The sequence below is a fragment of the Tautonia rosea genome (assembly GCF_012958305.1).
Lineage (GTDB): Bacteria > Planctomycetota > Planctomycetia > Isosphaerales > Isosphaeraceae > Tautonia > Tautonia rosea.
This window is the reverse complement of record NZ_JABBYO010000026.1, coordinates 1-26657: the sequence shown is the minus strand read 5'-3', so window position 1 is coordinate 26657 and position 26657 is coordinate 1. Positions and strand designations below refer to the sequence as shown.

Below are 26657 nucleotides of genomic sequence, written 5' to 3'. Positions count from 1 at the left end.
GATCGATGATGCAGCTCGCCTGGCGGATCGCCGTTCCCCTCGTCCCACTTCTCGCAATTACCCTGTCTGATGCAGCCCGAGGTCAGGGTTTTCCGCCAGACGAAGCCGCAACTCAGATGACCGTCGCCGAAGGCCTCACCCCTCGCCTCGTCGCGGCCGAACCGATCGTCCGTCAGCCGGTGGCCATCGACTTCGACGACCGCGGCCGCCTCTGGGCCATCCAGTACCTTCAATATCCGAATCCGGCCGGCCTGGAGCGTGTCGCGGTCGATCGCTACTCCCGGACCGTCTACGACCGCATCCCCGAGCCCCCTCCCCTCGGTCCCAGGGGCAGCGATCGCCTCTCGATCCTTGAAGACACCGACGGCGACGGTCGGATCGACTCGTCCCGCGACTTCGTGTCCGGCCTGAACCTCGCCAGCGGCTTCGCCTTCGGCGACGGTGGCGTCTACGTCCTCAACGCGCCCTACCTCCTCTTCTACCCCGACCGAGACCGCGATGACGTCCCCGACGCCGATCCCGAGGTCCGGCTTACCGGCTTCGGCATGGAAGACGCGCATTCCGTCGCGAACTCCTTGACCTGGGGCCCCGACGGCTGGCTCTACGGCCTCCAGGGAAGTACCGTCACCGCCCGCATCCGGGGCATCGAGTTCCAGCAAGGCGTCTGGCGATACCACCCCCCCACCGACCGCTTCGAGCTGTTCGCCGAGGGGGGCGGCAATATGTGGGGCCTCGACTTCGATCCCCGAGGTGAGCTGTTCGCCAGCACCAACGTCGGCGGCAACGTCATGCTTCACATGGTCCCCGGCGGCTACTACTGGAAGTCATTCGGAAAACATGGTCCACTTCAGAATCCGTATACGTTCGGATATTTCGATCACGTTTCTCACGAAGGAATCACCGGAGGACATGTCGCCGTCGGCGGCCTCTTTGCCCTCACCGACGCCCTTCCCAGTTCCCTTCGCGGCCAGTTCCTCGCCGCCGACCTGCTCGACCACTCTGCGCACCGTCACGAGCTGTCCCGCCTCGGCTCCACCTACCAGGCCCGACAGGTCGGCGATCTGATGCGAGCCAACGACACCTGGTTCGCCCCCTCCGACATGACCCTTGGTCCCGACGGTTCCCTCTACCTCACCGACTGGCACGACCGCCGCACCGCTCACCCCGACCCCGATGCCGATTGGGACCGTTCCAACGGCCGTATCTTCGCTCTCGATGGGCCTCATCGCCGATCCCTTGACGCATCCTTTGATCTCCAATCGCTTACTCCCCTTCAATGGATCGCTCTTCTCGACCACCCCGACGCCTGGTACGCCCGACGCGCCCTCCGTCTCTTGCGAGAACATCCCGCCCCCTCAATCCTCCCCGAACTCCGATCCCGATCCCTCGACGGCCGTGGTTCAACCGCCCTCCTCGCCCTCTGGGCCTTGCACGGTGTCGACGGCCTTGACGACCCAACCGCCCTCCTCCTGCTCGATCATCCCGACCCCGACATCCGCTCCTGGACCGCTCGCCTCCTCGGTGATCGAGAAGCTCTCAGACCCTCCCTGACCAATCGGCTCATCACGCTTGCGGAAACCGATCCCTCCCTCGACGTCCGATCAATCCTGCTCGGCGTGGCGGCCCGACATCCCTCAACGCTCGGCCTCTCGATCACTTCGGCGATCCTCCGGCGTGACGAGGACGGCTCAGACCCCTTTATCCCCCTCCGACTCTGGTGGGCCATCGAGCGCTGCGCCACTGAGCAACCCGCCGAGACAATCCACACGTATGCAACCCCTAAATCCTGGCAATCATCCCTGTTCCGCTCGGACATCGCCGATCGCCTGCTCCGTCGCTTCACTGCCGAAGGCACCGCCGAGGGAGATCTCTCCTGCCTTCGTTTGATCGATTCGAGTCCGGACGAGGCCACACGGTTCGCCCTCCTTGATGCCCTTGACGAGGCCACGACCGACCGCCCTGCCCCGATCGTCCCCCCGCTGGCGACTCGGATTCATGAGATGGCCGCCTCGCATCCCAACCCGATTTCCTTGCTCCGGCTCTCCGCCAGGGCCGGCCATCCCGACTCCCTCGACCGCGCTCTCCAGAAGGCCGCTGACCCCTCCACCTCCTCGGCCGATCGCCTTACCCTCCTCGCCCTGATCGCCGAACGCGGTGAACCCGCTCACCTTGACCCGATGCTCCGATGGGCGACCGGCGACCCCTCATCCAGTTTCCGCATCGCCGCGCTCGGCGCCCTCGGACGCTTCGACCACGAATCAATCCCTCAAGCGCTTCTCACCTCCTATCCCGACCAGTCGAGCGACTGGCAACGCCGGGCGCGCGACCTCCTTCTCTCCCGACGATCCGGAGCCCTCGCCCTGCTCGACGCCGTCGATCGGGGGCAGATCACGGCCGACGAGGTGACGACCGATCAGGTCTCCAGTGTGGCAGCCCTGGGCGACCCTGCGCTGGACGCCAGGGTCCGCGAGCACTGGGGGGCCATCTCCTCCACCACCCCCGAGGAGCGCCTGGCCGAGGTCCGCCGTCTGAACAACGACCTCCGCGCCGGCCCCGGCGACCCCGATCGCGGCCGCCTTCTGTTTCGGGAGCATTGCGCCTCCTGCCACCTTCTGTTCGGCGAAGGCCAGGACGTTGGCCCGAACCTGACGCACGCCAACCGATCCGACCGCGATTTCCTGCTCATCAGCCTGGTCGACCCCTCCCGGGTGATTCGCAAGGAATACCTCCCCTCGGTCGTCGCCACCCGAGACGGCCGGATCCTCAGCGGCCTGATTGCCGAGCAGTCGCCAACGCATCTCACCCTGATCGCCTCCGACGCTTCCCGGACGGTCCTCCCCCTCACCGAGATCGAGGAGGTCGCCGACGCAACTACCTCCCTCATGCCCGAGGATCTGTACCGTTCCCTTGCTCCCCAGGAGTTGCGCGATCTCTTCGCCTATCTTCAGGGAACCACTCCTGACCCCGCCGATTGAGTGATCCACCCCCGTTACCCCCGCAGATTTGCACCGTTCGAACAATGCCCCCCTGCGCATGAATCGGCACCGGGATTTGAGGGACACTGGTCAGCTCCCTCCCCCGTTTCACCGGGATCCGAGGGACATTCTCGCGGCAAGATGATCCGGTCAAGCTCTCCGGAGGGCTTCGGCAGGGCTTCCCCGACTGTCCTCGTTCTTACCGGGAATCGGGGGACATTTCCCTCCGGGATCGACCGCTCAATCTCTTTGTTCCAGGCCCTCTCTCTACCGGGATTCGAGGGACATTCATACCGGGAAATGAGGGACATTCTCTACCGGGATTTGAGGGACTACTACCGGAATTCGAGGGACATTCATACCGGGAAACGAGGGACATCGTACCGGGATTCGAGGGACACAATACCGGGAACCGGGGGACACATTACCGGGAAATGAGGGACATTTTGTTCCAGAAGTTCAAGCAAACAAAGGATTTGCGCGCCCTATAACTAGATAACCTAAATAACTCTGTTAAACTAACACCAACTGTCGGCGGTTGTTGGTGCTTCCTCGATTTTGGGATTTCGGGTGAGGATACGTGAATGGCTCGCCTGCCGCTCTTTCCCGACGACTCGCCACGCCTTCCTGACACCCAGGCCGGGCGAGACGAGATGAACTTCGCCGAGTTCCCGCTCGTCCTGCTGACGGACCGTGTACCCATCGGCCTGAAGGGGAAGAAGTCGATCCGCTATGAGTACCCGCACGGCGCCCTGACTGTCTCCGGCAGCGATGCCTACGGCTTGCCCACGGCCGCCGATGCTGATGTCCTGGTCGGCCTGATCCAGCTCACCCGCAAGAAGAACGATTTCCAGGACCCCAAGGTCCACTTCACCCGATACGAGCTGCTCAAGGTCCTGCGATGGCCCGACGAAGGGAAGTACTACCGCCGCCTCGACGAGTCGCTCAACCGATGGTCCGGTGTCACCCTCTACTACGACAACACCTGGTGGGACAACCGCGCCAAGAAGCACCTCACGGCCAAGCTCCACGTCATCGAAACCGTCATGATCGACGACAAGGCCACCAGCCGGAGCCAGCCGCAGCCCTTCTCCTACTTCGTCTGGAACAAGACCTTCATCGAGAGCTGCCAGGCCGACAACCTCAAGCGGCTCGACCTCGACACCTACTTCGGCTTCCGTAGCGCCATCTCAAAACGCATGTACCGCTTCCTCGACAAGCGTTTCTACACTTCTCCTGAATGGTCGTTCGAGCTCCGCGAGTTCGCCATCGACTACATCGGCATGAGCCGCAACTACGCCACCAACGCCGGCAAGATCAAGGAGAAGCTCCAGCCCGCCCTCACCGAGCTGGAGGAAACCGGCTTCATCGCCCCCCTGCCCCGCGAGGAGCGTTACACCAAGCAAGGCCGCGACTGGATCATCAAGATCGCCCGGCAGCAGCCGACCTTCTCCCCGATTGCCCCGGAGCCCCCCCTGCCCGACCCGGCCGATGCTCCCGACGACCCGCTCGCCCTCCAGCTCATCCAGCAGGGAGTCACCCCCCGGGTCGCCGCCGACCTTGTCCGCGAACTGCCTGCCGACCGGATCGAATCCAAGCTCGACCTCCTCCAGTGGCTCCAGGAGCACAAGCCCGGCCACGTCAAGGAAGCCGGCGCCTGGCTCGTCCGTGCCATCCGAGACGACTACGCCCCCCCGAAGGACTACCGCCCGAAGGCCGCCCGCGACGCCGAGCAAGCGGCCGCCCTCCAGGCCCACCAGACGCTCGACGACGCCCGCCGCCTCGCCGCCGACGAGAAGCGCCGACGCAAGCGCGAGGCCGAGGCGATCGACGCCTACTGGTCCCGCCTCTCACCCGACGAGCAGGCCGCCCTCGACGACCAGGCCCTCCAGGCCACGCCCCCCGAGCCCGGCGTGCTCCGTTCCCCCTTGAAGCGCAGCTACCTCAAGACCGTCCGCGAGGCCCACATCCGCGCCTTGCTCTTCGGCGACTCGGGATCGACCGACTGATCGGCCACAATCACCCGTCCGAGGCGGTCACTCCCCCCTTCCCCTCAGCCCTTTGGATCAAGCGAGTCGCACCGCAATCCCCGGATCGCCGACCGGTCTCATTTTGTGTGACTGCCCCTGCCCGATCGGGCGATGATTTAGGAGACCCCCGACCGCGCCTCACCCGCCCGGTCCCTCCGATCATCCCCTTCCCGATCGAGTCCCGACGGATGCGCACCCGAGGCCACTCCCGCTCCCCGTCTTCTCCGAAGCGTTCCTCCGCGCCCTCACCCCTCGACCGCTGCGCACCGACACACAACCCCCGCGGCTTCCCTCTCCTTAACGAAACGAAGCCATTTCCAATCACAACGCCTCCGAGGTTCCGAAACGAACCCGATCGCCTGGTTCCCAAACCGTCCCTGCTCCCCTCTCGGGCTCAGCACACCGGAGCGCACCTGAAGGCGCACCGAACGGCGCACCAACTCCTGAATCGCTGCGGAAGCCCGTTCGCGGTGCTGCCTGGACCATCCCTCCGGTGGACGAATCGAAGCCACGCTCCCATTTCCTTTGGAGTTCCGAAACAAACCGGGGTCACAGGTTGCAATTGTCTTCCATTGAATGAGTTATGGCAATCAGTTCCCGATCGAAACGGCGCACCCGAGGGCGCATCGAGCCGCGCACGGGCCCCCAACACCCGACGTTTTCCCCTCCCCCTACCTCGATTCGCGTCGGCCCACCCTGTGACGAAACGAAGCCATTTCCCCTCCTCTCCGATTCCCGAAACGAACCCCCGAACCCGGCCTCGATCCGCCCCTTCCGACCTCAACATTTCCGAGCATCTCCAGCGCACCGAAGCGCACCGGAGGGCGGGTCTCCCCCCTGCCCGATCGCTCCGACCTCGGCGTCTTACACGGTGTAAACCGCTCCGGTCGCCCTGCTCACCTGGCCCACAGCGTCGGGATCTTACACGGTGTAAACCGACCCGATCGGCGCGCCGGTTCGCGGGTTCGGGCACCCAGGAACGCCGATCGCCTCGGCTCCCCCGGCGCCGGGGTCTTACACGGTGTAAACCGATCCGATCGGAGCTCTGTTTCGCTGAACTCGGCACCCCAAAACGCCGATCGCTTGAAGCGGGGATCGGTCGCAAGAACGGCTCGCGCGACGCGGACCAAATCCGAGGGCGACCGAGCACGAATGAGGAGGCGGACCATGCCCGCGGCGACGATCTGTTTCTTGAATCAGAAAGGGGGAGTCGGCAAGACCTCCTCCGTCTACCACCTTGGCGGTACGCTCGCCAGAGACGGTGCCCGGGTGCTCTGCCTCGACATGGACCCTCAGGCCAGCCTGACCCAGGGCTTTTTCGGACCCGACGCGATGCGGGCCCGCGCCGCTCACGAGACGATCGCCGGCCTCTTCGGCAATGGCATCATCCCGGCCGCCGATGAGCTGATCGTGCCGACCGCCTTCGATCGGCTCGCAATCGTCCCCGGCTCCGTCCACCTGACCCGCCACAACGTCCCCGAGCCCTGGGACGCCCCTGACGACCAGCAGCGTGCCCTGGCTGAGTTTGTGTCCGAGGCCGCCGATCGCTTCGATTGGATCCTCATCGACTGCCCCCCGAATCTCCACCTCTGCGCCTGGGCCTCGCTCGCCGCTTCCGATCACATTGTCGTCCCGCTCCAGGCCGAGGACTTCGGCTCGCAAGGCGTGGCCGCCATCCTCGACTGCATCGACGCGATGCGCACCGAGGTCAATCCGACGCTCAACCTCCTCGGCTTCCTCATCACCATGTTCAGCGCCCGAACGGCCATCCACCGGGCCTACGAGTCGATGCTCCGCGAGCTGTACGGCTCCGACGTGCTGGAGACGACCATCCCCCACGCCATCGACTTCAAGGAAGCGATCGCCCAGCGCAAACCCGTTCCGTACAGCAAGCCCCGCGGCGCCTCGGCCAAGGCCCTCAAGGCGCTGGCCGAGGAGCTGAAGCTCCGCATGTCTTACACCGTGCAAAATGCCGATCCGGGCGAGGCCCGAGGAGAGGCGGCATGAGCAAGCGAGACGAACTGCTCAACCGGTTCGGGTCGAACCTCGCCGAGTCGATGGGGGCCGGCCGACGATCGGGGCAGGGGGCCGCTCCCGCGTCCGATCGTCCCGCCGGGCCGAGCCAGCACCAGGGGACCAATCGCCTCCGGACCGCCGTTGAGATCCAGGTCGACCGCATCGAGGCCGACCCCGACCAGCCCCGCCAGGAGTTCGACCCCGACGCCATCGCCCGCTTGGCCGCCAGCATCGAGTCTCACGGCCAGCTCCAGCCGATCGCCGTCCGCTGGGCTCCCGATCGCGGCCGATACATCGTCGTCGCCGGCGAGCGCCGCTGGCGGGCCATCAAGCACGCTGGCCGGGCGAAGGTCGCCGCGGTCATCATCGAAGGGGAGCGCAGCCGGGAGCAGATCCTCGAAATGCAGCTCATCGAGAATTGCATCCGAGAGGATCTCAAGCCCGTTGAGCAGGCCCGGGCCTTCAAGACCTTGATGGACGCCAATGGCTGGACCGCCTCCCGCCTGGCCGAAGCCCTGCACCTGACCGGCGCGTCGGTCTCCCGGGCCCTCGCTTTGCTCGATCTGCCGACCGGCGTGCAAGCCTCGGTCGATGATGGTCGGCTCGCCCCGTCGATTGCATATGAGATCAGCAAGGTCGACGACCCGGACGAGCAAGCAGACCTGGCCGCCGAGGTCGTCTCCGCAAAACTCAACCGCGCCGAGACGGCCGAGGCCGTCCGCCGCCGCAAGCTCGAAGGGCAGGGGCCCCGCCGCTCCGGCAAGACCAAACCCCGCAAGGTCACGACCCGGACCTACCGGACCTCGACCGGATACAAGGTCATCGTCGAGCATCGCAAGGGGACCGACCCCGAGACCATCCTCGACGCCCTCAGGGAGATCATCACCCAGATCGAAACATCAATGAACTCGAATTCCGAGGCCGCCTGACCCTCACGCCAACCCCTCCGATCCGGACTCGACCGGATCGGAGGGCATCGGATTACGGCGTCTCATCCCGCCAGACGATCTCCCCCGAATCGACCCCCCAGTCGGGGCCGAAGAACCCAGCGGCCTCAACCGCTTCCAGACCTTCGGTCAGGACCTCGGGACCAATTACCGTCAGGTCGGGATAGGCCACCCCCGAGACGAACACCGGCAAGCGATCACTCAAGCGAAAGCCGTTGATTCCCGTCCCCGAGACCGCCCCCACGCTCGCCCGATCGCTTCCCGGTCGGGGCCGGATGAACAGGCAGGCCAGGTCGTCCCGCTCCCGATCGACTGAGCCCACCCGCAGGCGTCCCCGCTCAACGACGACCGGGGCATCACCGAGCAAACTCGGCCAGGCCGCATTCGACTCCGCGTGACCGTAGAGCACGACATTCCGATCCGGATCGGCCGCGGGGTCGAAGGCCACGTCCGGTATTACGTCGATCGACCCGTTCCCTCGATAACCGAACGTCTCTGCGTCGTACCGAGCCCGAGCCAGGGCCCAGGCGTTTTCCTCCTCCGAGCCGACCGTCCCATAAACTAACACCACCCGATGACGAAACGCATCCTTGAACGCACCATACCGATGAGGACCCTTCGCGGTCGCATCCGGTTCCGGAACGACGGCCCAGCCCTCCGAATCGTCCGATCGGGCCAGCCGGATCGTCGTTCCTTCGTTCGGCCAGGGGGTTTCGCCCGTGTCGCCATCCAGCTCGAAGGCGATCGGTGCCCCCGGCTCCAGGTGCGTCAGGTCGATCGCCAGCCGAGCAACGTTCTGGGTCGTCCCCCGGAACGACCGGGCCTCGGGATCGTGGTCGATCGTCACCCGGCTCAGCGCGAAGGGCTGGTCCTGCAATTCGACCGTCACCCAGTCGCATCGGCTCGACACCCCCGGGCTGGCCGTGGAGAAGTCGACCCGGCGGACGGCGCCCGGCTCGGGGTTGCTCCGCTCCCGGAAGAAGTCGAACAGGGGGGGCCAGTCGACGCACTGGTTCCCCCACCAATGACCGGCGCCGGGCTGCTCGTAATAGGCGAAGTCGGCGTGGAACCGGCCCAGCTCGGCCCTCATCGTCCGGGCCTGGGAGACCGGAACATTGTCGTCCCGATCGCCGTGCAAGACGTAGACGCCGTTGCGACCGAGATTCTCGACCAGGCCGATCGTGTCGCTTGGCGAGGCGGCCCGGGTCAGCGGATCGGCCGGCCCGTCGGCCGCGTCTCTCTGCGACGCGCCAGCATACGACCACATGCTCACCCACCCCGCGCTCGGGGCGATGGCCGCCCAGCGGTCGGGGAAGGTGACGCCGAGGTGCCACGTCCCGTGGCCTCCCATCGAGTGGCCGGTCAGATAGGTCCGGTTCGGATCGGTGCCGAGCGATGCCTGGGCGTGCTCCAGGACCTCCAGGGCGTCGAGCCGCCCCCAGTCCTCCCAGTCGAAGCCGTAGGGGCGTCGGTTCGTGGGGGCCACCAGATGCCCCCACGTCTTCGGGGCGTAGGCATTGGCCTGGCCGATCGCCTCGACCGACGCCCCGTGCAGGGAGAGGAACAGGGCAGGGGGGCGATCGTCCTCAACCTCAACCGGCGTCATCGGCTGCAGCGCGTAATACTGAACGCTACCGTCAATTCCACTGATGAACGTTTGTTTTCGACTCTGCTCGGGAGTCCGCACGTTGAGATCGAACCGAACCTCATCGAGCACCCGGCGAGCGTCGCCGTTCTTTTCGACCAGGCGAACGATGATCGGGACCGATCCCATTCCTGGATCGGCAGGGGCCGTCGATCGCATGGCAAACCCCACCTTGCGGACACTCAGGGGGAGCAGGGGGGGAACCTTGGTCAACGCTCCGGGCGTCTCGCCGACGTTTCCGACGCTCGCCTCGATTGTCAGATCGGTGGCTGTGGTCTTCGAGGCGTTCCGCACGAGGACCGCCGCGACCGTCTCGACCGCCTCGCCCTCGACGAGGTCCGGGAGGGTCGGGTCATTCGAGTCAAGCGACAGTGGTTGCTCCGGCTCGACCAGCCGTGCCCGGAGCCGACCGCGACCGACCGAGAAGAGCAGGGGGGTTCGGCCAGCCTTCAAGGCCACCGGAAGGCGAAGCCAGCCGTAGCCATACGGGTCGCCCGTCCGGGGGACGCCGTCGACGTAGACCATCGAGTGTCCGGCGGCTTCGAGGATCATCACTCGATCTACGTCCGAGTCCACCTCCACCGCAACGTAGCCCCCCCGAAGCTCGCGGCCCTGAAACCAGCCGTCCTCACCGCTCGCGATCGCCTGCCAGGTGCGCGACTGGCCGTCGGGCATCGCCACCCGATCACCCTCGACCGGCATCGACCAGTCCCCGGAGACGACCCTCGCCTCGACGGGATCAACGTGGACCGGCGACCGGCCTCCGCTGCCGATCCGGGGCAAGGCCAGCGCGTCTCGGCTCTCGACCACTCCCGGATCGTCGGCCCCGACCTCCGAGCCTGTCAAAAGGGTCAGCAGAGCCGCGAAGATCGCGGACCGATTCAATCGGTGAGGTCGCGTTCGATGCACAAGAAGACTCCTCATTGATCCTTCATCGCCTGGCGTCATCGGCCGTGAGAACCCCGACCGATCGGGGCTAATTATGCCTGACACCCTCCCTCAGGGGAACCGTTGCCTCGCCCCGCCGAGTCCAATCGGATGGGGCAAGATCAGGAGGAGCTATCCCCTTCGCCGCGTGAATGACCTGGAATCGAATCGAGCAATCGGCTGCAATGGTGCGGACGTTTTGCCACAGTGTCGCCGGGTTGGATTCCCTTCGTCGGGACAACGGGTCCGATCGAGGACGCTTCGCCACCAGCCCCGAGCACGCAGGATTCACCCCAGGAGCCTCATTCGATGACTGATCCGGTCCGCGGCGCAATGGTCGCGTCGCTGCTTCTGATCGCCGTCCAAAGCCTTCGCGCCTCCGACCCGGCCGATACCTCAACGCCGACGCTTCGATCGGGTATCGACCTCTCGAACGCCGATTCGGCTGTTCGTCCTCAGGACGATCTGTTCCGTTACGTCAATGGGAAGTGGCTGGCCGAGGCCGAGATTCCCGCCGATCGATCGGCCGACGGGGCCTTCTACGCGCTTCGAGACGAGGCCGAAGAAGACCTCAAGGCCCTGATCGAGCAAGCGGCCGAGACCGGTGGTCCGCCAGGCTCCGAGACCCAGAAGGTCGGCGACCTGTTCGCCAGCTTCATGGATGAGGATCGCGTCGAACAGCTTGGTCTGGAGCCGATCCGAGACGAGCTGGCGACGGTTGATGCCATCGAATCCAAGGATGATTTTCTCCGAACGATCGCGGAACTGGAACGAGTCGGCGTGAGTGGCCTCTTCGGCGGCTATGTCGACACTGATGCGAAGCAGTCCGATGCTTACATCATCAACTTGTTCCAGGGCGGGATCGGTCTGCCGGACGAGTCGTATTACCGCGACGAGAAGTTCGCACCGATCCGAGAGGCTTACGAGTCTCATATTGCCCGGATGTTCTCTCTGGCAGACCTTCCCGACGCCGAGGAAAAAGCCCGCCAGATCATGGACCTGGAAACCCAGCTTGCCTCGCACCACTGGGACCGCGTCCGGAGTCGAGACGCCACCCTTACCTACAACAAGAAGGACCTTGAGGCCCTCGCCGAACTCACTCCGGGCTTCGACTGGCCCCGATTTTTCGAAGCCTACGGTGCGGACGACATCGACCAGGTGATCATCGCCCAACCGAGCTACTTCGAGGCCATGTCTGAGGTTCTGGACGAGGTCCCCCTCGACCAGTGGAAGACCTGGCTGACCTGGAACGTCCTCCACGCCTATGCCCCGTATCTAAACGAGGCAATCGTCGCTGAGAACTTCGACTTCTTCGGCAAAACCCTGACCGGGGCCGAGGAGAACCGCCCCCGGTGGAAGCGGGGGGTGCAGGTCGTCGAGGGGTCGCTCGGCGAGGCCGTGGGTAAGCTGTTCGTCGAGGAGCACTTCCCGCCCCGGGCCAAGGAGCGCATGGAGGAGCTGGTCGCCAACCTCATCGAAGCCTATCGCCAGGGGATCAACGGGCTCGACTGGATGGGCGAGGACACCAAGGCGAAGGCCCTCGAGAAGCTCGAGACCTTCAACCCCAAGATCGGCTATCCCGACACCTGGCGAGACTACTCGGCGCTGGAGATTGTGCCCGATGACCTCGTTGGCAACATCCAGCGTGCGACCGCCTTCGAGGTCGATCGGAACCTGAAGAAACTCGGCCAGCAGGTCGACCGCGGCGAGTGGTTCATGACCCCGCAGACGGTCAATGCCTACTACAACCCGGGCATGAATGAGATCGTCTTCCCGGCCGCCATCCTCCGGCCCCCGTTCTTCGACCTGGAGGCCGACGACGCCGTCAATTACGGGGCCATCGGCGCGGTGATCGGTCACGAGATCGGTCACGGATTTGACGACCAGGGTTCCAAATATGATGGCGTCGGCAATCTGAACGACTGGTGGACCGACTCGGACCGTGAGGAGTTTGAGGTCCGCGCCGGGATGCTCATCGAGCAGTACAACTCGTTCGAGCCCGCCCAGCTTCCCGGCCAGACGGTCAACGGAGCGTTGACGATCGGTGAAAACATCGGCGACCTGGGAGGCCTGACCATCGCCCACCGGGCCTACCGGATCTCGCTGGATGGGAAGGAAGCACCGGTAATCGACGGCCTGACCGGCGATCAACGGTTCTTCATGGGATGGGCTCAGGTCTGGCGGACTAAGTACCGAGACGCCGAACTGACCCGCCGACTCGCCACCGATCCCCACTCCCCCGCCGAGTTCCGCTGCAACGGGGTCATTCGCAACATGCCCGAGTTCTACGAGGCGTTCGGCGTGAAGGAAGGAGATGCCCTCTACCTGCCTCCAGAGGAACGAGTGAAGATCTGGTAATGCAACGAGTTTGGGTGGGGTGGTCGATTATCACCCCGCCAGAGCCGAGGCTGCCGCGGCCAGGAGGAAGACCGCGGCGGTCTTGATCAGGGTGATCACAAAGATGTCCGGGTACGACTGCCGGTGCGTCAGGCCGGTGATGGCCAGCAGGGTGATCACCGCCCCGTTGTGGGGTAAGGTGTCCATTCCTCCGGAGGCCATCGAGGCGATCCGATGGAGCAGCTCCGGGCTGATCCCCTGATCCTGTGCAGCGTCGAGCGCCTGACGGCCCATGACCTCCAGAGCAATCGACAGGCCGCCGGAGGCCGATCCGGTGATAGCAGCCAGCACGTTGACGGCGACCGCCTGAGAGATGAGCACATGCCGACTGACATCGAGCACCATTGATCGGACGATCTCGAAGCCCGGCAAGGTCTTGATGACCGTGCCGAAGCCGACCTCTGAGGCCGTGTTGAAGATCGCCGGGAGCGAACCCGCCGCCGCGGCCGAGAGTGAGGATGAGACCGAGTCCTTCATCCGACCGATATTCAGGCCGAGGGTGGCCAGGATTCCCGCGGAAAGAGCGACAATCACAGCCCAGGTTGAAGCTGCATCCTGAGGGCGAGTCTCGGGGAAGTCACGGAGAAGCGCTGCCTCGGCGTACCAGGTCTCCACCGACCACGCGGTCCGGCTCAAGATGAAGTTGACCGCCAGCACCACTAGCAACGGGACGACCGCCGCCCCGAGCGAAGGAAGCCGATCGGCCGATCGGGCCGCTGGTTCGTTCCGGTGGCCGGTGCCATATCCTTCCCCAATCAGGGCAGCACGGGCTCGTCTTCGTTCCAGCCAGAAGAGGCCCCCAAACAGGACGATAGCACCACCAATCAGACCGGTAAGGGGTGCGGCGTACGCATCGGTGCCGAAGAAGCGCGTGGGGATGATGTTCTGAACCTGTGGCGTGCCAGGCAGGGCATCCATGGTGAAGGTGAACGCCCCCAAAGCAATTGCCGCCGGAAGCAATCGCTTGGGAATGTCCGCGACGCGAAACAAGGCCGCGCCCAGGGGATAAACGGCGAATGCCACGACGAACAGGGAGACGCCGCCGTAGGTCAGGACCGCCCCGGCCAGCACCACCGCCGGGATCGCGTGGCGAGGCCCCATTGCCCGGATCATCGCTGCGGCAATCGCCGCGGCCGAGCCGCTCGAGTCCATGAGCTTGCCGAACACCGCTCCCAGGAGAAACAGAGGGAAGAAGGCCCGGACGAACCCGGCCACGCCGGTCATGAACAACTCGGTGTAGGCAGGGAGGAGCGGCATTCCCGACAGCGCCGCAGCCAGTAAGGCGCAGAGCGGAGCGAAAACGATGACGGGCAGGCCCCGATAGGCGACCGTCATCAGGAGGCCAAGGGCCAGGACGATTGCTCCCACCTCGATCAGCATGGGGTAAGGCCTCGGAACATAGATGGCTCGTGTCGGGATCGAGTGACATCGTTCGGGGTCATCTGTGGTTCAATCCGAGGCTCGCAAGAGCGCAGCCACACCCATGCCACCCCCAACACAGAGGCTGATGGCGGCCTGATGAACTGCCCCCCGTGCGATCTGATTCGCGGCATGGACCGCCAGCCGAGCCCCGCTGGCGCCGATCGGGTGCCCGAGGGCAATGGCGCCCCCACAGCGATTGACCGTTTCCTCGGCGACGGGCAGTGCTCGCATACAGGCGAGTACCTGAGAGGCAAACGCCTCGTTGATCTCGACCGCATCGCAATCGGCCAGTGCAAGACGCTTGCGATCGCAGAGGCGACGCAAGGCGTACACAGGGCCGAGACCCATCTGCGACGGCTCGCACCCGACGGCGACCGAATCGACCCAGTCACAGAGGATCGGCCAGGATGCTCGGGTGGCCAGCTCATGATCGGTCAGCAACAGCATAGCGGCACCATCGTTGATTCCGCTGGCATTTCCGGCCGTCACGGTCCCCTCGGGGTCGAACGCCCCCTTCAAGCGTGAGAGGTCGTCGAGAGTCGTTCCTGGCCGGGGATGCTCGTCCGTGTCGAGCCCTTCGAGGGGAACCCGTTCATCGTGGAAGACGCCGGCCGCCTCGGCGTCAGCGAAGCGCTGGTGACTTCTGACGGCCCAGGCATCCTGGCTTCTCCGGTCGATGTCGAACGATTCGGCCATCGCCTCGGCCAAGAGCCCCATGTGTCGGCCTTCGAAGGCGTCGATGAGCCCATCGCGGAGGATTGAATCAACGAGCGGGGTGTCTCCCAGCTTCAGACCTTGCCTAGCCCGAGGGAGCAAGTACGGTGCACCCGACATTGACTCGGTGCCGCCGCATAGGACGGCCCGAGCTTCTCCAGATCGGATCACCTGCGCGGCCAGGCGAACGGCTTGCAACCCCGATCCGCACATCATGTTCACAGTAAACGCGGGGACTTCGGGTGGCAGGCCCAGACGAATGCCCACCTGCCGGGCGACATTCATTCCGTGACCGGCCCCAAGTACGTTGCCGATGATGACATGATCGATCAGCGATTCATCAACCTGATCCACGATCGGCCGGGCTGCGGCACAGGCGAGATCAACCGGAGAGAGCCGTTTGAGGCCTCCGAGGAATCGCCCCTGGGGTGTTCGCCTGGCCGCGACGATGCAGAGACGATCCATTAGATGTCCTCAGTGTCGTGATCAAAAGCAGAGATCGGCATGAATTTCGGTTCGTGGATCAACGGTCGGAATCCCATCTGGTCAATGACGTCGCGCTGAAGGTCGATACCGGGCGCGACTTCAATCAACTCCAGACCCTCCTCCGTCATCTGGAAGACAGCCCGCTCTGTCACATAAAGAGCTTCCTGTCCTTTCTGCCGGGCAACGTGGGCGGCATAGGACTGCTGTTCCACAATCGGGACAAACTTCCGGACGCTTCCTTCCCGGACAATCCGCAAGCGGCCCTTGCTGACCTCCACCTCCAGTCCGCCAGAGGTCATTGTGCCACAGAAGACCACCCGACGAGCGTTTTGTGAGATGTTCACAAAACCGCCGACTCCTGCCAGACGTGTTCCGAATCGAGAGACGTTGACGTTTCCTTTCTGGTCGATTTCGGCGGCTCCAAGGGCAGCGAAGTCAAGGCCGCCGCCGTCGTAGAAGTCGAACTGAGCGGGTTGATCAACAATTGCCTCGGGATGGCTTGAGGCACCAAAGCTGAGACCGCCGGCCGGAACGCCGCCAATCGGCCCGCTCTCGACGGTCAAGGTCACGGCTCCGAGCAAGCCTCGTTCGGCAGCGATCAAAGCGATTCCTTCCGGCATCCCGATGCCAAGGTTGGCGATCGCGCCCGGCTTGAGCTCATCGCAGGCCCGCGATGCAATGATCCGTCGCACGCCTGCCGACAATCGGGGGCGGTCGTCGAGCAAATCTACATTGCCGGGGCGACAGTAGGTTGGGTTGAACCTCTCGGCGAAGGTCTGGTCGTGTTGATCTCCAGAGGCAAGGACGATTCGATCGATCAGGATTCCCGGGACTCGGACCGACATGGGAGGGGCCGCTTGGGGAAGGAGCCGACGGACCTGGGCGATGACCGTCCCTCCGCAATTGTGAACGGCCTGAGCGATGGCCAGGACTTCGCCGATGATCGCTTCCTCATCCATGACAAGGTTGCCGTGGATGTCGGCGGCCGTCCCTCGGATCAGGCCGATATGGACTGGAAATGCTCGATAGAACAACCAGGGGCGGCCGTCAAGTTCGAGACGCTGGACCAGATCGGGCGACGACCTAGCATTCATGCGCCCGCCCTGGTGAATCGGATCAATAAATGTCCCTAGACCAACCCCTGTAATGCATCCGGGCCGACCGGCGGCAATATCGCGGAGCAGGTGGCAGATGACCCCCTGCGGGAAGTTGTACGCTTCGATCTCATCGGCCAGCGCAAGCTGGCCGATCCGAGGAGCAAGCCCCCAGTGGCCGCCGATGACTCGGGCCAGCAATCCGCGATGACCGAGGTGATTGAGCCCACGATCAGCGCCGTCTCCCTGACCGGCGGCGTAAAGCAAGGTCAACCCTTGGGGATGGCCGGTCTGGAGAAATCGGGCCTTGATCGCCGCGGTGAGGGCTTCAGGATGGGCCGCTCCGACAAAGCCACCACTGACCAGGGTTTGACCGTCGTTGATCGCCTCGACGGCCTCGTCGGCCGAGCACAGGAGGTTTTCGATGCGAGGGGTCACGCCCACCATCCCCCGTTGACGTGGATCGTCTGCCCGGTGATGTAACTTGCCAGGTCGCTGACAAGGAAGAGGATCGCATGCGCGATCTCCTCCGGTTCTCCAAAACGGTTCAGGGGGATCTCGGCGAGCATCCGAGCGCGGACTTCCTCGGGAATCGACTTGCCCATGTCGGTCAGGACGACGCCGGGAGCGACTGCGTTGACGGTGATGCGCCGAGGGGCCAACTCCTTGCTGAGCACTTTCGTCAAGGCGATGACCCCAGCCTTGGCCGCCGCGTAGTTTGCCTGCCCGAAGAAACCAACGACACCGGAGATCGACGCGAGATTGACGATCCGGCCGCCGTCAACCATGCAGGCGATCGCCGCCCGGCAGACGCGGAAGACCCCACTCAGGTCGGTTTCGATCACGGTTTGCCACTCCTCGTCGCTCATCTTGCGAAGGGTTCGGTCCCGGATAACTGCGGCGTTGTTGACGACGATGTCGATCCGGCCAAACTGCTCCTGAATGGTGGTGATCAGGGTGTCGATCTGCTGAGGGTCGCACACGTCGGCCGGGAGGGCCACGGCCCGATTGCCGAGCTCCTCGGCGACGGCTTGAGCGCGATCGGCGTTCTGGCCGGTTGCGTCCGGGGGATAATTGATGACCACGGCAGCACCGGCTGCATGCAAGAGGGTGGCCGAGGCCTTTCCAAGTCCCTGTCCGGAGCCGGTTACCAGGGCCACCTTGCCGCCGAGGTCAATTGCGATCACCGTTGCCGTCTCCAGAGAGTCCCCTGCGAGGCCGAGTGGACCCTTGCTAGGGACTCGTTTGATCATTGGAAAAAAAGAGACGCACCGACCCTTCACCAGGGAGTCGATGAATTGGGCTCGAAGTTAACCGGGAGAAGCATGTCGAACAAGCAACGGCCCCGGGAGGATTGCGTCCCCTTTGATGGACCAAGTTCACCCGCAACGTTCCGGGAATCGAAGCCGGCCCTCACGGTGATCGGTTCAAGACCTTGACCATGACAGTTCGATATGGCCAGGATCTTGAGATCAAGGGGACGTGCCCATCTCGAAGGTGATCCAGAACGGGAGATGCGTCCTGGATCGTGGGTTCTTCCACTTTGGCACCCATCTCAGCGTGATCGAGCACGTCATCCACCCGCCCGAAGATCGGAGGGAGAACTCGTGATCCGTTGTGTCCAGTTCATGATGGCACTGAGCCTGTTGCACAGTTCGGTTGTTGCGGAAGAACCACACGAGGCCCGACTGGAAGTCCTCTTTCTCGGCGATCAGGGGCACCATCGTCCCTCTGAACGGGCCGCGCAGTTGATTCCGGTTATGGCCGGACGCGGGATCGACATGACCTACACTGAGGACATCTCAACAGCCCTCGATCCGGAAACCCTCAAGGCGTACGACGCTCTGATCATTTATGCCAACATCGAGGCCATCTCCCCCGAGCAAGAGCGGGCTCTGCTCGACTACGTGGCGGCCGGTGGTGGATTCGTGCCGATCCACTGCGCTTCGTACTGCTTCCTGAATTCGCAGGCGTATGTTGATCTGGTTGGTGCGCAGTTTCTCCGCCACGGGACCGGTGAGTTCGAGACGGAGATCGTCGATCCAAGCCACCCGATCATGGACGGGTTCGAGCCGTTCCGAACCTGGGATGAAACCTACGTCCATACCAGGCACAACCCCGAGAAGCACCTGTTGCAGGTCCGCGCTGATGAGGAAGGCCGGGAGCCCTGGACCTGGGTGCGGACCCACGGAGACGGCCGTGTCTTTTACACGGCATACGGCCACGATGCCCGGACCTGGACCGAGCCTGGCTTCCAGGATCTCATCGAACGCGGCATCCGATGGACCGCCAACCGGGGAGCGGTGTTCGACAGCCGCCCTCGAGCGGTGGATCGGAATGGGGTGTTCTCATACATCGAGACGGATACGCCGATCCCGAACTATCTGGCTGGCGAACAGTGGGGCACCCAGGGTGAGCCGCTCCGCCGAATGCAGGAAGCGCTCAAGCCCGCCGAGTCGAGGAAACGCCTTGTCGTGCCCAACGGCTTCCGCGTCGAACTGTTTGCAAGTGAGCCGGACATCCTCAAGCCCCTTTGCATGGCCTGGGACCACCTCGGCCGGCTCTGGATTACCGAGAGCGTCGATTACCCGAATACCCGAAGAGAACAGGGTGAAGGCCGCGATCGCATCACGATCTGTGAAGACACGACGGGAGACGGCAGGGCCGACTCGTTCACCGTGTTTGCCGAAGGGTTGAACATCCCCACAAGTTTGACCTTCGCGCAGGGAGGCGTAATCGTCCATCAGGCCCCCGACACCCTGTTCTTGAAGGATACCGACGGCGACGATCGGGCCGACATCCGCGAGGTCCTGTTCACCGGATGGGGAGTCAACGACACCCACGCCGGGCCGAGCAACCTGCGGTACGGCCTGGATAACTGGCTCTACGGGATCGTCGGTTACTCGGCTTTCCAGGGCCAGGTCGGTGATCAGTTGCACCGCTTTGGCCAGGGGTTTTACCGGTTCCGGCCCGACGGTTCGGCTCTGGAATTTCTCCGATCGACCTCAAACAACTCATGGGGAGTCGGCATGAGCGAGGAGGGCCTGATTTTTGGATCAACCGCCAACGGGTGCCCGAGTGTCTTCCTGTCGATCCCGAATCGCTATTACGAAGCGGTCCGAGGATGGGCGCCGACGGTCCTCAGGAACATTGCCGACTCCAACCGGTTCTTCCCGATCACCGAGAAGGTTCGCCAGGTTGACTGGCACGGCGGGTTCACGGCCGCTGCCGGTCATGCCCTGTATACGGCTCGAACCTATCCGGACCATTACTGGAACAGCTCGGCATTCGTCACGGAGCCGACCGGCCACCTGGTGGCAACCTTCACTCTGGAGCGTCGCGGCACCGACTTCGCCGCACACTACGGTTGGAACCAGCTCGCCAGCGACGACGAATGGACCGCACCCATCATGGCGGAAGTTGGTCCCGATGGGCACGTCTGGATCATCGACTGGTATAACTACATCGTCCAGCACAACCCGACGCCTCAGGGGTTCGAGACGGGCAAGGGAAATGCCTACGAGACCCCGTTACGCGACAAGACCCACGGCCGGATCTACCGGGTTGTCTATGAAGGTGCTCCCCCAGCCGAGCCGATGGAACTCGATCCTGAAGACGCTGAGAGCCTGGTTTCGTCTTTGTCTCACGACAACATGTTCTGGCGGCTTCATGCTCAGCGGTTGCTGGTCGAGCGAGGCAAGACTGATGTGGTGCCGGCGCTCGTTGCCCTGTCAAAGGATCAATCGATCGATTCGATTGGCATGAATCCGGGGGCGATTCACGCCCTCTGGACCCTCCACGGCCTGGGGGCGATCGAGGGAGAGGCGAGGGATGCCGCCATCGCGGCACTGGGACACCCTTCGGCCGGCGTCCGACAGAATGCGGTTCGCGTACTTCCGATCGATGACGACAGGGCCTTGTCAGCGATTATTCGATCCCATCTCCTGCACGACGACGATCCGCACGTGAGGCTGTCGACGCTGCTGGCCCTCTCGGAGCGTCCCGAGTCGGAGATGGCCGCCGGATTGATCGTCGAGGCGATCGCCTCTGGTGCCTTCGACGACGATCGATGGCTCGGTGATGCGGCCGTCGCGGCTGCGGCCGCACACGCTCGGCCGTTCCTGGAACAACTCGCCGCCCACAAATTTGACGAGACGCCGGGTACAACGGTTCTGACCGTGGCCGATCGCGTGGCCGAGCACGAGGCCCGAGGTGCCCCGGCCGAGACGATCGGCACGACAATGGCCAGGCTCGCATCCGCCCATCCCGACGTCGCGCAGGCCGTGATTGCCGGGATCAGCCGGGGATGGCCCGAGGGACAGGCGGCAACGATCGGAAAGAATGAGCAAGCGTCGATGGCGACGCTCCTCGCGAGTCTCCCGGCTGAGACGCAGGGCCAGATCGTCGACCTGGCCAACCGATGGGGGGCCGAGGGCTTCGAGGCGTACACGGCCGAGATCGCCACCCGACTCCTGACCGAGGTGGACAACGACGCCCGAACCGAGGAGGCGCGGCTGGAAACGGCCCGGCAGTTCATCACCTTCCGTCGCACCGATGCCGGGGCCTCGGCCGAGCTGATCTCCCTAATCACGCCGCAATCGACGCCGGCCTTCGCCGCCGGGCTCGTCTCGGCGATCGGACGCAGCGCGGCCGCGGACTCGGGCACGGTCCTAGTCGAGGCGTATCCGTCGCTCACCCCGGTCGTCCGCTCCGAGGTCCTTCGCGTCTTGCTGAGCCGGGCCGACTGGAGCGCCTCGCTGATTGACGGGATCGAGCAGGGGATCATCCCGGTCGGCCAGCTTGCCCTGGATCAGAAGCAGGTGCTGATGGGCCACCCGGACGCCGCGATTGCCGAGCGGGCCTCGACCCTGCTTGCTCGGGGAGGCGGCTTGCCCAATCCGGACCGTCAGCGGGTGATTGACGAACTCGCCCCGGTCGTCCTGGCCGGAGGCAATCCGACCTCCGGCCGCGCCGTGTATGAAACCCTCTGCTCCAAGTGCCACCAGCATTCGGGCGAGGGGGGGAAGGTCGGACCCGACCTGACCGGCATGGCCGCCCATCCCGCCGAGGAACTGCTCGTGCACATTCTCGACCCCAGCCGAGAGGTCGAGGGGAATTTCGTGCAGTACACGGTAGCCACGATCGACGGCCGGATCCTCAGCGGCCTGCTCGCCGCCGAGACGCGGACCTCACTCGAACTGATCGATACCGAAGGGAAGTCTCATACGATTCTCCGAGACGACCTCGACGAGTTCATCGCCTCCGACAAGTCGGTGATGCCCGAGGGCTTTGAACAGCAGGCCACGCCCGAGCAGCTCGCCGACCTGATCACCTTCCTGACGAGGCCGGGCAAGTACTTGCCGCTTGATCTGCGCAAGGCCGCCACGGTTGTCAGTACCCGCGGCATGTTCTTCGACGAGGAGTCTCGGACCGAGCGGCTCGTCTTTGACGACTGGTCGACCAAGACGGTCGAGGGGGTCCCGTTCCAGCTCGTTGACCCGCAGGGCGATCGGGTGCCCAATGCGATTCTCCTCCATGGGCCGCAGGGCAGGACCCCGCCCCGAATGCCTCGGGTTGTCGAGCTTCCGGTCAATGCACCGGCCGAGGTTATTCACCTGCTGGGCGGCGTCGGCGGCTGGTCGTACCCTTTCGGTGACGAGGGGTCGATCTCGATGATCGTCCGACTTCACTATGCCGACGGCACGACCGAGGACCATCCGTTGCGCAATGGGATCCACCTGGCCGATTATATCCGTCGGGTCGACGTCCCTGGTTCGACTCTTGCCTTCGAACTCGGGGGCCGGCAGCTTCGATACCTCACCATCCGTCCCGAGCGTCCCGACGACCTCATCGAACGGATCGAGCTTCGCAAAGGTCGGGACGCCTCTGCCCCGATCGTCATGGCCGTGACCGTTGAGGTTGGTGGAATCGAGTGAACGAGACCTGTTCGATCACGGGGAATCCGAGCTGACGGGCGGCCTCGATCGCGGTGATGATCTGCGCGGAGTGCTCGAACCACTTCGGCGTCTGCCCACACCGCTTGGCACTTGGGAACGATCGAGGCGTCCTTTCGCGGCGTCGATGCTTCAGCCTTCGGGCTTAAGTCGTGCTGACGCGGGGGTGCACCGCAACGGCGTTGGTCCCCATGCCGGTATCGCAATCATTCAGGATAGGCTCACGATCGTTGATCGAGTCGGGCTTCATGGCGACTCGTCGTCCATCGAAGTTCCCTCCGATCATCTCCGATCAGACGTCGGGGCGCCAGGACCATCGTGGCAAACGCTCCAAAGGCCCAAACTCATCTCAAGTTGTCGACTCGTCAGAAGCGGTCGGTCCTCTCCTGGCTGAGCAAAACGCCCGATGGCCTTTGGACACGACCGACCTGTGGACCACACCGCGGCTGTCCGCGGTTATTCAATCCCTTTGGGCAAAAGCAATACCCCGGTTCCGACAAGAAGCTTGAACCCTGAAGATCGATAACCTGGCTGCCTCGAGTTTCAGGTCGTTTCTCTCAGATCGAAGCCGAGGAAACACTTGGCTCCCGACCCATCCCTAGGATTCCGAGAGAAACCGTCCAGCGCGGCTTGATCAGAGCCGTAGGGTCTGATAATCATTATTATGTGATCAGGTTTCATGAATAAGGACATGAACGAACAACCAGTAAGAGATCCAGAACAGGAAAGATTACATCAAATGATTCATTTGTTGAGTACTGGGGGAGGTCCCGATAGACTGGCCGGTGCCGAGGCGGTTCGGCTCGCCCGGTGAGCCACCATACGGTAAGAGAGGACCGACGATGATCTCGATGCTCGGCAGTCCGAAACGGTGCTGCGATGGGGTCACACGCCGCGAGGCGTTGCGGGCCGGGGCGATGACGCTTGGGGCTGGGCTCGGGCTCGGGCTGCCGGAGTTCCTCCGGGCCGAGGAGGCCTCTGGATCGAATCGAGGCAAGGCCAGGAGTGTGATCGTTCTTTACTTGCTGGGAGGCGCGGCGACGCAGGACATGGTGGACATGAAGCCTGAGGCGCCGTCCGGAGTGCGGGGCGAGTTTCGGCCAATCGCCACCAGTGTGCCCGGCCTGGAAGTCTGCGAGCACCTGCCACTGACGGCACGCTGGGCTCATCGTCTGGCAGTCGTGCGATCGATGACCCATAGCGCGGGGTGTCACAACCCGCTGCCGAGCTACACCGGCTGGGAGGTGATCCCGCCCGACATTGTCTCGACAAGCGAGACGTACCCGCCGAGCATGGGATCGGTGGTCGAGTCGCTTCGAAAGGAGGAACGGGCACTTCCTGATTATGTCTATATCCCTAATTATCTTGGATGGGGCCAGTCGATCCGGAGGCCGGGGCCCTATGCTGGCTTCCTTGGCAAGCGGTTCGACCCGCTTTGCTCTGAGTGCGATCCACACCTCGATGACGGCACGCCTGAGGAGCGGCCGTGGTATCCCCAGGTCCTTCGAGGGGTGCCATCAATCCCGAACGCGACGACTGCCGAGGGGATCACGCTCGATCGGCTCGACCGGCGTCGAGGGCTGCTGCAGCAGTTCGAGGGGCAACTCCGGCACAATCAGATGCAGGTATCCTATGATCAGTACGACCGCAGCCAGCGGCGGGCGTTCGACCTGTTGACCTCGGAGCAGGCTCGACGAACCTTCGACCTCTCGGATGTCGATCCGATCCGGGTCGACCGCTACGGCCGCACCTTGTTTGGGAACAGTGCGCTGATCGCCTCAAAACTGGTCGAAGCGGGGGTGCGATTCGTCAATGTGACCTGGGATCTCTACTGGGAGCGCCTTCGGTTGCAGCACGACGGCTGGGACACGCACGGCAGGAACTTCGCGATCCTCAAGGACTACAACCTGCCGTTTTTCGATCTCGCCTTTTCGGCCCTCCTGGAGGATCTGGAGGCCCGTGGACTGCTCGATGAGACGCTGGTGGTGGTGATGAGCGAGATGGGACGCACCCCGAAAATCAACGGGAACGCCGGGCGGGATCACTGGACTTACTGTTACAGCGTCACCCTCGCCGGGGCGGGAATCCAGGGTGGCACCGTTTACGGGGCCTCCGATTCCCAGGCGGCGTTTGTGAAGGACCTCCCAGTCCGCCCGGCCGACCTCTGCGCCACGATCTATCACTGCCTTGGCATCGACCCGGAGATGACTGTCGCCGATCGAACGGGCCGGCCAGTGCCGATCGCGCAGGGCGGTCGCCCGATCACAGGGATCCTCGCCTGAGTCATCACCCGGTGTGAGGACGACGAGTCGACGGCGATGAGGTAATTCCGATGACGCATTGCAAGTTCAGGGTTCTTTCCTCCTGCCCATTGCTGGCGCTTGTGATCGCTCTGATGAGTGGGACGCTCTGGGCATCGGATGAGTCTGACGGACCGCTTGACCTTGGACCGGAGGACGTGGCACCGGGTTTAATCGCCGTTTACCGCTCCGTCGATGGAAATGGGCCTGCCCTCCACCGGGTAGATGCGAAACCGGCGTTCGCCCTATCGCATTCCAGCCCGCATCCGCGCATCCCGGACGGACCATTCGAGGTGGAGTGGGACGGGGTCCTGCTGGTCAACGACACCGGCCCCATCACGTTTCACGCGTTTCTCGGGGGCGAGTTGGAAATGGTAGTCGACGGAGTCTCCGTCCTCCGAGGGATTGGCCACTCAGATACGAACGTGCTCGAATCGGTTGAGCCGCTCTCGAAGCCACCTGGGCGTTACCGTGTGTGGATTCGCTACCGATCGCTGAAGGCGACCCCGGCTCGGCTCCAGATCCACTGGGAAGGTCCAACGTTCGCGCCGGAACCGCTTCCCGCGTGGCGGCTCAGCCACCTCGTCGAGCGTATCACACCGGAACTTACGCGCGATCAAAAGGCGATGGCCGGGAGGGAGGCGATCGGCCGTTTTGGCTGCGCCCGATGCCATCAGGGAGCCTTACCCGGTGTTGACGACCCACCGCCGGGTCCGTCACTGGCCGATGCGGGGCGTCGACTGGATCGAGACTGGTTGATGCACTGGCTCGACGATCCGGCTCGGACGCGGGCCGGAGCTCGGATGCCTGCCCTGTTTGCCGAGGACCGGACAGGTGAGGTCGAACGGTGGATCCTTGCGGATCTCCTGGGCCGAAGGGACGTGGACCGCGCGGACAACGATTCATCGGTGGGGGACCACCGGGCGGGGCGTCGGGCATTTCTCTCGATCGGGTGCGTGGCTTGCCACCTCGTGCCCGACCAGGATCAGTCGGAACAGCCAAACCGAGATCGGTTCGGCTTTGAAGGGCTGGCCGATCGGATGAGCGAGGATGATCTCGTGTCCTTCCTGGGCAACCCGCACGCCCGTTACCCTGACGGCCGGATGCCTCGGTTGCCTGTCTCACCCACTGAATCCAAGGACATCACCGCATATTTACTTATGTGGTCTCCCTCCTTGAAGCGTGAGCGAGGGATCGAGACCCCGACCCCGGAGGAGATCCGGGCCGTGGCCCGTCGACTCGGAGTACGAGGGGGAGGGGCGGAGGTGGCGACGGCTCTCATGACCGAGCGGGGCTGTATGTCCTGCCATCCTGGTCTGGGATTGGGGAGCCCTCGCGACATCCCCTTCTCAGGCAAGGTCACCCACGGATGCCTGGAGCGAATCGGCGACGATGGCCCGAGATACACCCTCGATGACCCAACTCACGACGCAATTACCGCCTACCTGGCGGTGGCGAGCATGGAAATCCACCCCTCTCCGTTCGACACCCGGCAGCGGCACCTGTCCCGGGTCGGTTGTGTCCGTTGCCACCAGCGCGATACCGACCGTCCGCCGCCGATCGAGGAGGTGAGCCGGACCCTCGGCGGTGCCTATCTCCAGGTGGTCCCCTATCAACGCACGCCAAGACTGACGGATCCGCACGAGAAGCTGACGCCGGCCTACCTGGCTGGGGCAGTCAGGGAGGGTGTCTCAGGCCTGCGATCGGAGGCTTACACCTTTCGGATGCCAGCCTTCGGACCCGATGCGGA

General features: G+C 64.1%; 13 protein-coding genes. 8 read left to right on the top strand and 5 right to left on the bottom strand.

Annotation, left to right across the window (positions count from 1 at the left end):
* Positions 1-5 precede the first annotated feature (5 nt).
* The 4 genes from HG800_RS25750 (at position 6) to HG800_RS25735 (ending at position 7950) form a co-directional block, all read left to right on the top strand.
* Positions 6-2975: a PVC-type heme-binding CxxCH protein gene (locus HG800_RS25750; RefSeq protein WP_235963972.1), complete on the top strand. Its 2970-nt coding sequence runs from the start codon at positions 6-8 to the stop codon at positions 2973-2975.
* Positions 2976-3559: 584 nt separating this feature from the next.
* On the top strand, positions 3560-4984 hold the full coding sequence (locus tag HG800_RS25745) for a replication initiator protein A (protein ID WP_169981048.1): 1425 nt from the start codon (positions 3560-3562) through the stop codon (positions 4982-4984).
* 1188 nt (positions 4985-6172) lie between these two features.
* Entirely contained in the window at positions 6173-7012 is an 840-nt protein-coding gene (locus HG800_RS25740; protein WP_169981046.1) for a ParA family protein, read from the top strand.
* The gene (locus tag HG800_RS25735; RefSeq protein ID WP_169981044.1) at positions 7009-7950 is read left to right on the top strand and encodes a ParB/RepB/Spo0J family partition protein; all 942 of its coding nucleotides are present in this window, start codon (positions 7009-7011) and stop codon (positions 7948-7950) included. The genes HG800_RS25740 and HG800_RS25735 overlap by 4 nt, the downstream gene beginning before the upstream one ends.
* A 52-nt stretch (positions 7951-8002) precedes the next feature.
* On the opposite strand, the gene HG800_RS25730 is transcribed toward HG800_RS25735, so the two are convergent.
* Positions 8003-10498, bottom strand: a complete 2496-nt coding sequence (locus HG800_RS25730; protein WP_169981042.1) for a carboxylesterase family protein — start codon at positions 10496-10498, stop codon at positions 8003-8005.
* 351 nt (positions 10499-10849) lie between these two features.
* Here HG800_RS25730 and HG800_RS25725 point away from each other — a divergent pair, with 351 nt between their 5' ends.
* A complete protein-coding gene (locus tag HG800_RS25725) occupies positions 10850-12898 on the top strand; it encodes a M13 family metallopeptidase (protein ID WP_169981040.1) in 2049 nt (682 codons plus the stop codon).
* Between the two features lie 30 nt (positions 12899-12928).
* On the opposite strand, the gene HG800_RS25720 is transcribed toward HG800_RS25725, so the two are convergent.
* The 4 genes from HG800_RS25720 to fabG all read right to left on the bottom strand — a co-directional run bounded on the left by HG800_RS25720 (position 12929) and on the right by fabG (position 17840).
* On the bottom strand, positions 12929-14317 hold the full coding sequence (locus HG800_RS25720) for a GntP family permease (RefSeq protein WP_169981038.1): 1389 nt from the start codon (positions 14315-14317) through the stop codon (positions 12929-12931).
* Positions 14318-14386: 69 nt separating this feature from the next.
* Positions 14387-15538, bottom strand: coding sequence for a thiolase family protein (locus tag HG800_RS25715; RefSeq protein ID WP_169981036.1), 1152 nt, complete (start codon positions 15536-15538; stop codon positions 14387-14389).
* Positions 15538-17091, bottom strand: a complete 1554-nt coding sequence (locus HG800_RS25710; protein WP_206352466.1) for an acyl CoA:acetate/3-ketoacid CoA transferase — start codon at positions 17089-17091, stop codon at positions 15538-15540. Before HG800_RS25710 ends, HG800_RS25715 begins: the two co-directional genes overlap by 1 nt.
* Positions 17088-17840 carry a 3-oxoacyl-ACP reductase FabG gene (fabG, locus tag HG800_RS25705; protein ID WP_206352465.1) on the bottom strand — a complete coding sequence of 251 codons (753 nt, stop codon included), beginning with the start codon at positions 17838-17840 and terminating at the stop codon, positions 17088-17090. The genes HG800_RS25710 and fabG overlap by 4 nt, the downstream gene beginning before the upstream one ends.
* Positions 17841-18260: 420 nt before the next feature.
* Here fabG and HG800_RS25700 point away from each other — a divergent pair, with 420 nt between their 5' ends.
* The 3 genes from HG800_RS25700 to HG800_RS25690 all read left to right on the top strand — a co-directional run.
* Positions 18261-22589 (top strand): PVC-type heme-binding CxxCH protein, encoded by a 4329-nt coding sequence (locus HG800_RS25700; protein WP_315852112.1) that lies wholly within the window; start codon positions 18261-18263, stop codon positions 22587-22589.
* A gap of 860 nt (positions 22590-23449) precedes the next feature.
* Positions 23450-24889 (top strand): DUF1501 domain-containing protein, encoded by a 1440-nt coding sequence (locus HG800_RS25695; RefSeq protein ID WP_169981030.1) that lies wholly within the window; start codon positions 23450-23452, stop codon positions 24887-24889.
* A 50-nt stretch (positions 24890-24939) separates the two neighbouring features.
* Positions 24940-26657: hypothetical protein (locus HG800_RS25690; protein WP_169981029.1), on the top strand; the 1718-nt coding region annotated here is incomplete at its 3' end.

Excerpts from the sequence above, each read along its gene's own strand:
- HG800_RS25750 (WP_235963972.1), top strand. The coding sequence starts at position 6 with ATGATGCAGCTCGCCTGGCGGATCGCCGTTCCCCTCGTCCCACTTCTC.
- HG800_RS25745 (WP_169981048.1), top strand. The coding sequence starts at position 3,560 with ATGGCTCGCCTGCCGCTCTTTCCCGACGACTCGCCACGCCTTCCTGAC.
- HG800_RS25740 (WP_169981046.1), top strand. The coding sequence starts at position 6,173 with ATGCCCGCGGCGACGATCTGTTTCTTGAATCAGAAAGGGGGAGTCGGC.
- HG800_RS25735 (WP_169981044.1), top strand. The coding sequence starts at position 7,009 with ATGAGCAAGCGAGACGAACTGCTCAACCGGTTCGGGTCGAACCTCGCC.
- HG800_RS25725 (WP_169981040.1), top strand. The coding sequence starts at position 10,850 with ATGACTGATCCGGTCCGCGGCGCAATGGTCGCGTCGCTGCTTCTGATC.
- HG800_RS25720 (WP_169981038.1), bottom strand. The coding sequence starts at position 14,317 with ATGCTGATCGAGGTGGGAGCAATCGTCCTGGCCCTTGGCCTCCTGATG.
- HG800_RS25715 (WP_169981036.1), bottom strand. The coding sequence starts at position 15,538 with ATGGATCGTCTCTGCATCGTCGCGGCCAGGCGAACACCCCAGGGGCGA.
- HG800_RS25695 (WP_169981030.1), top strand. The coding sequence starts at position 23,450 with ATGATCTCGATGCTCGGCAGTCCGAAACGGTGCTGCGATGGGGTCACA.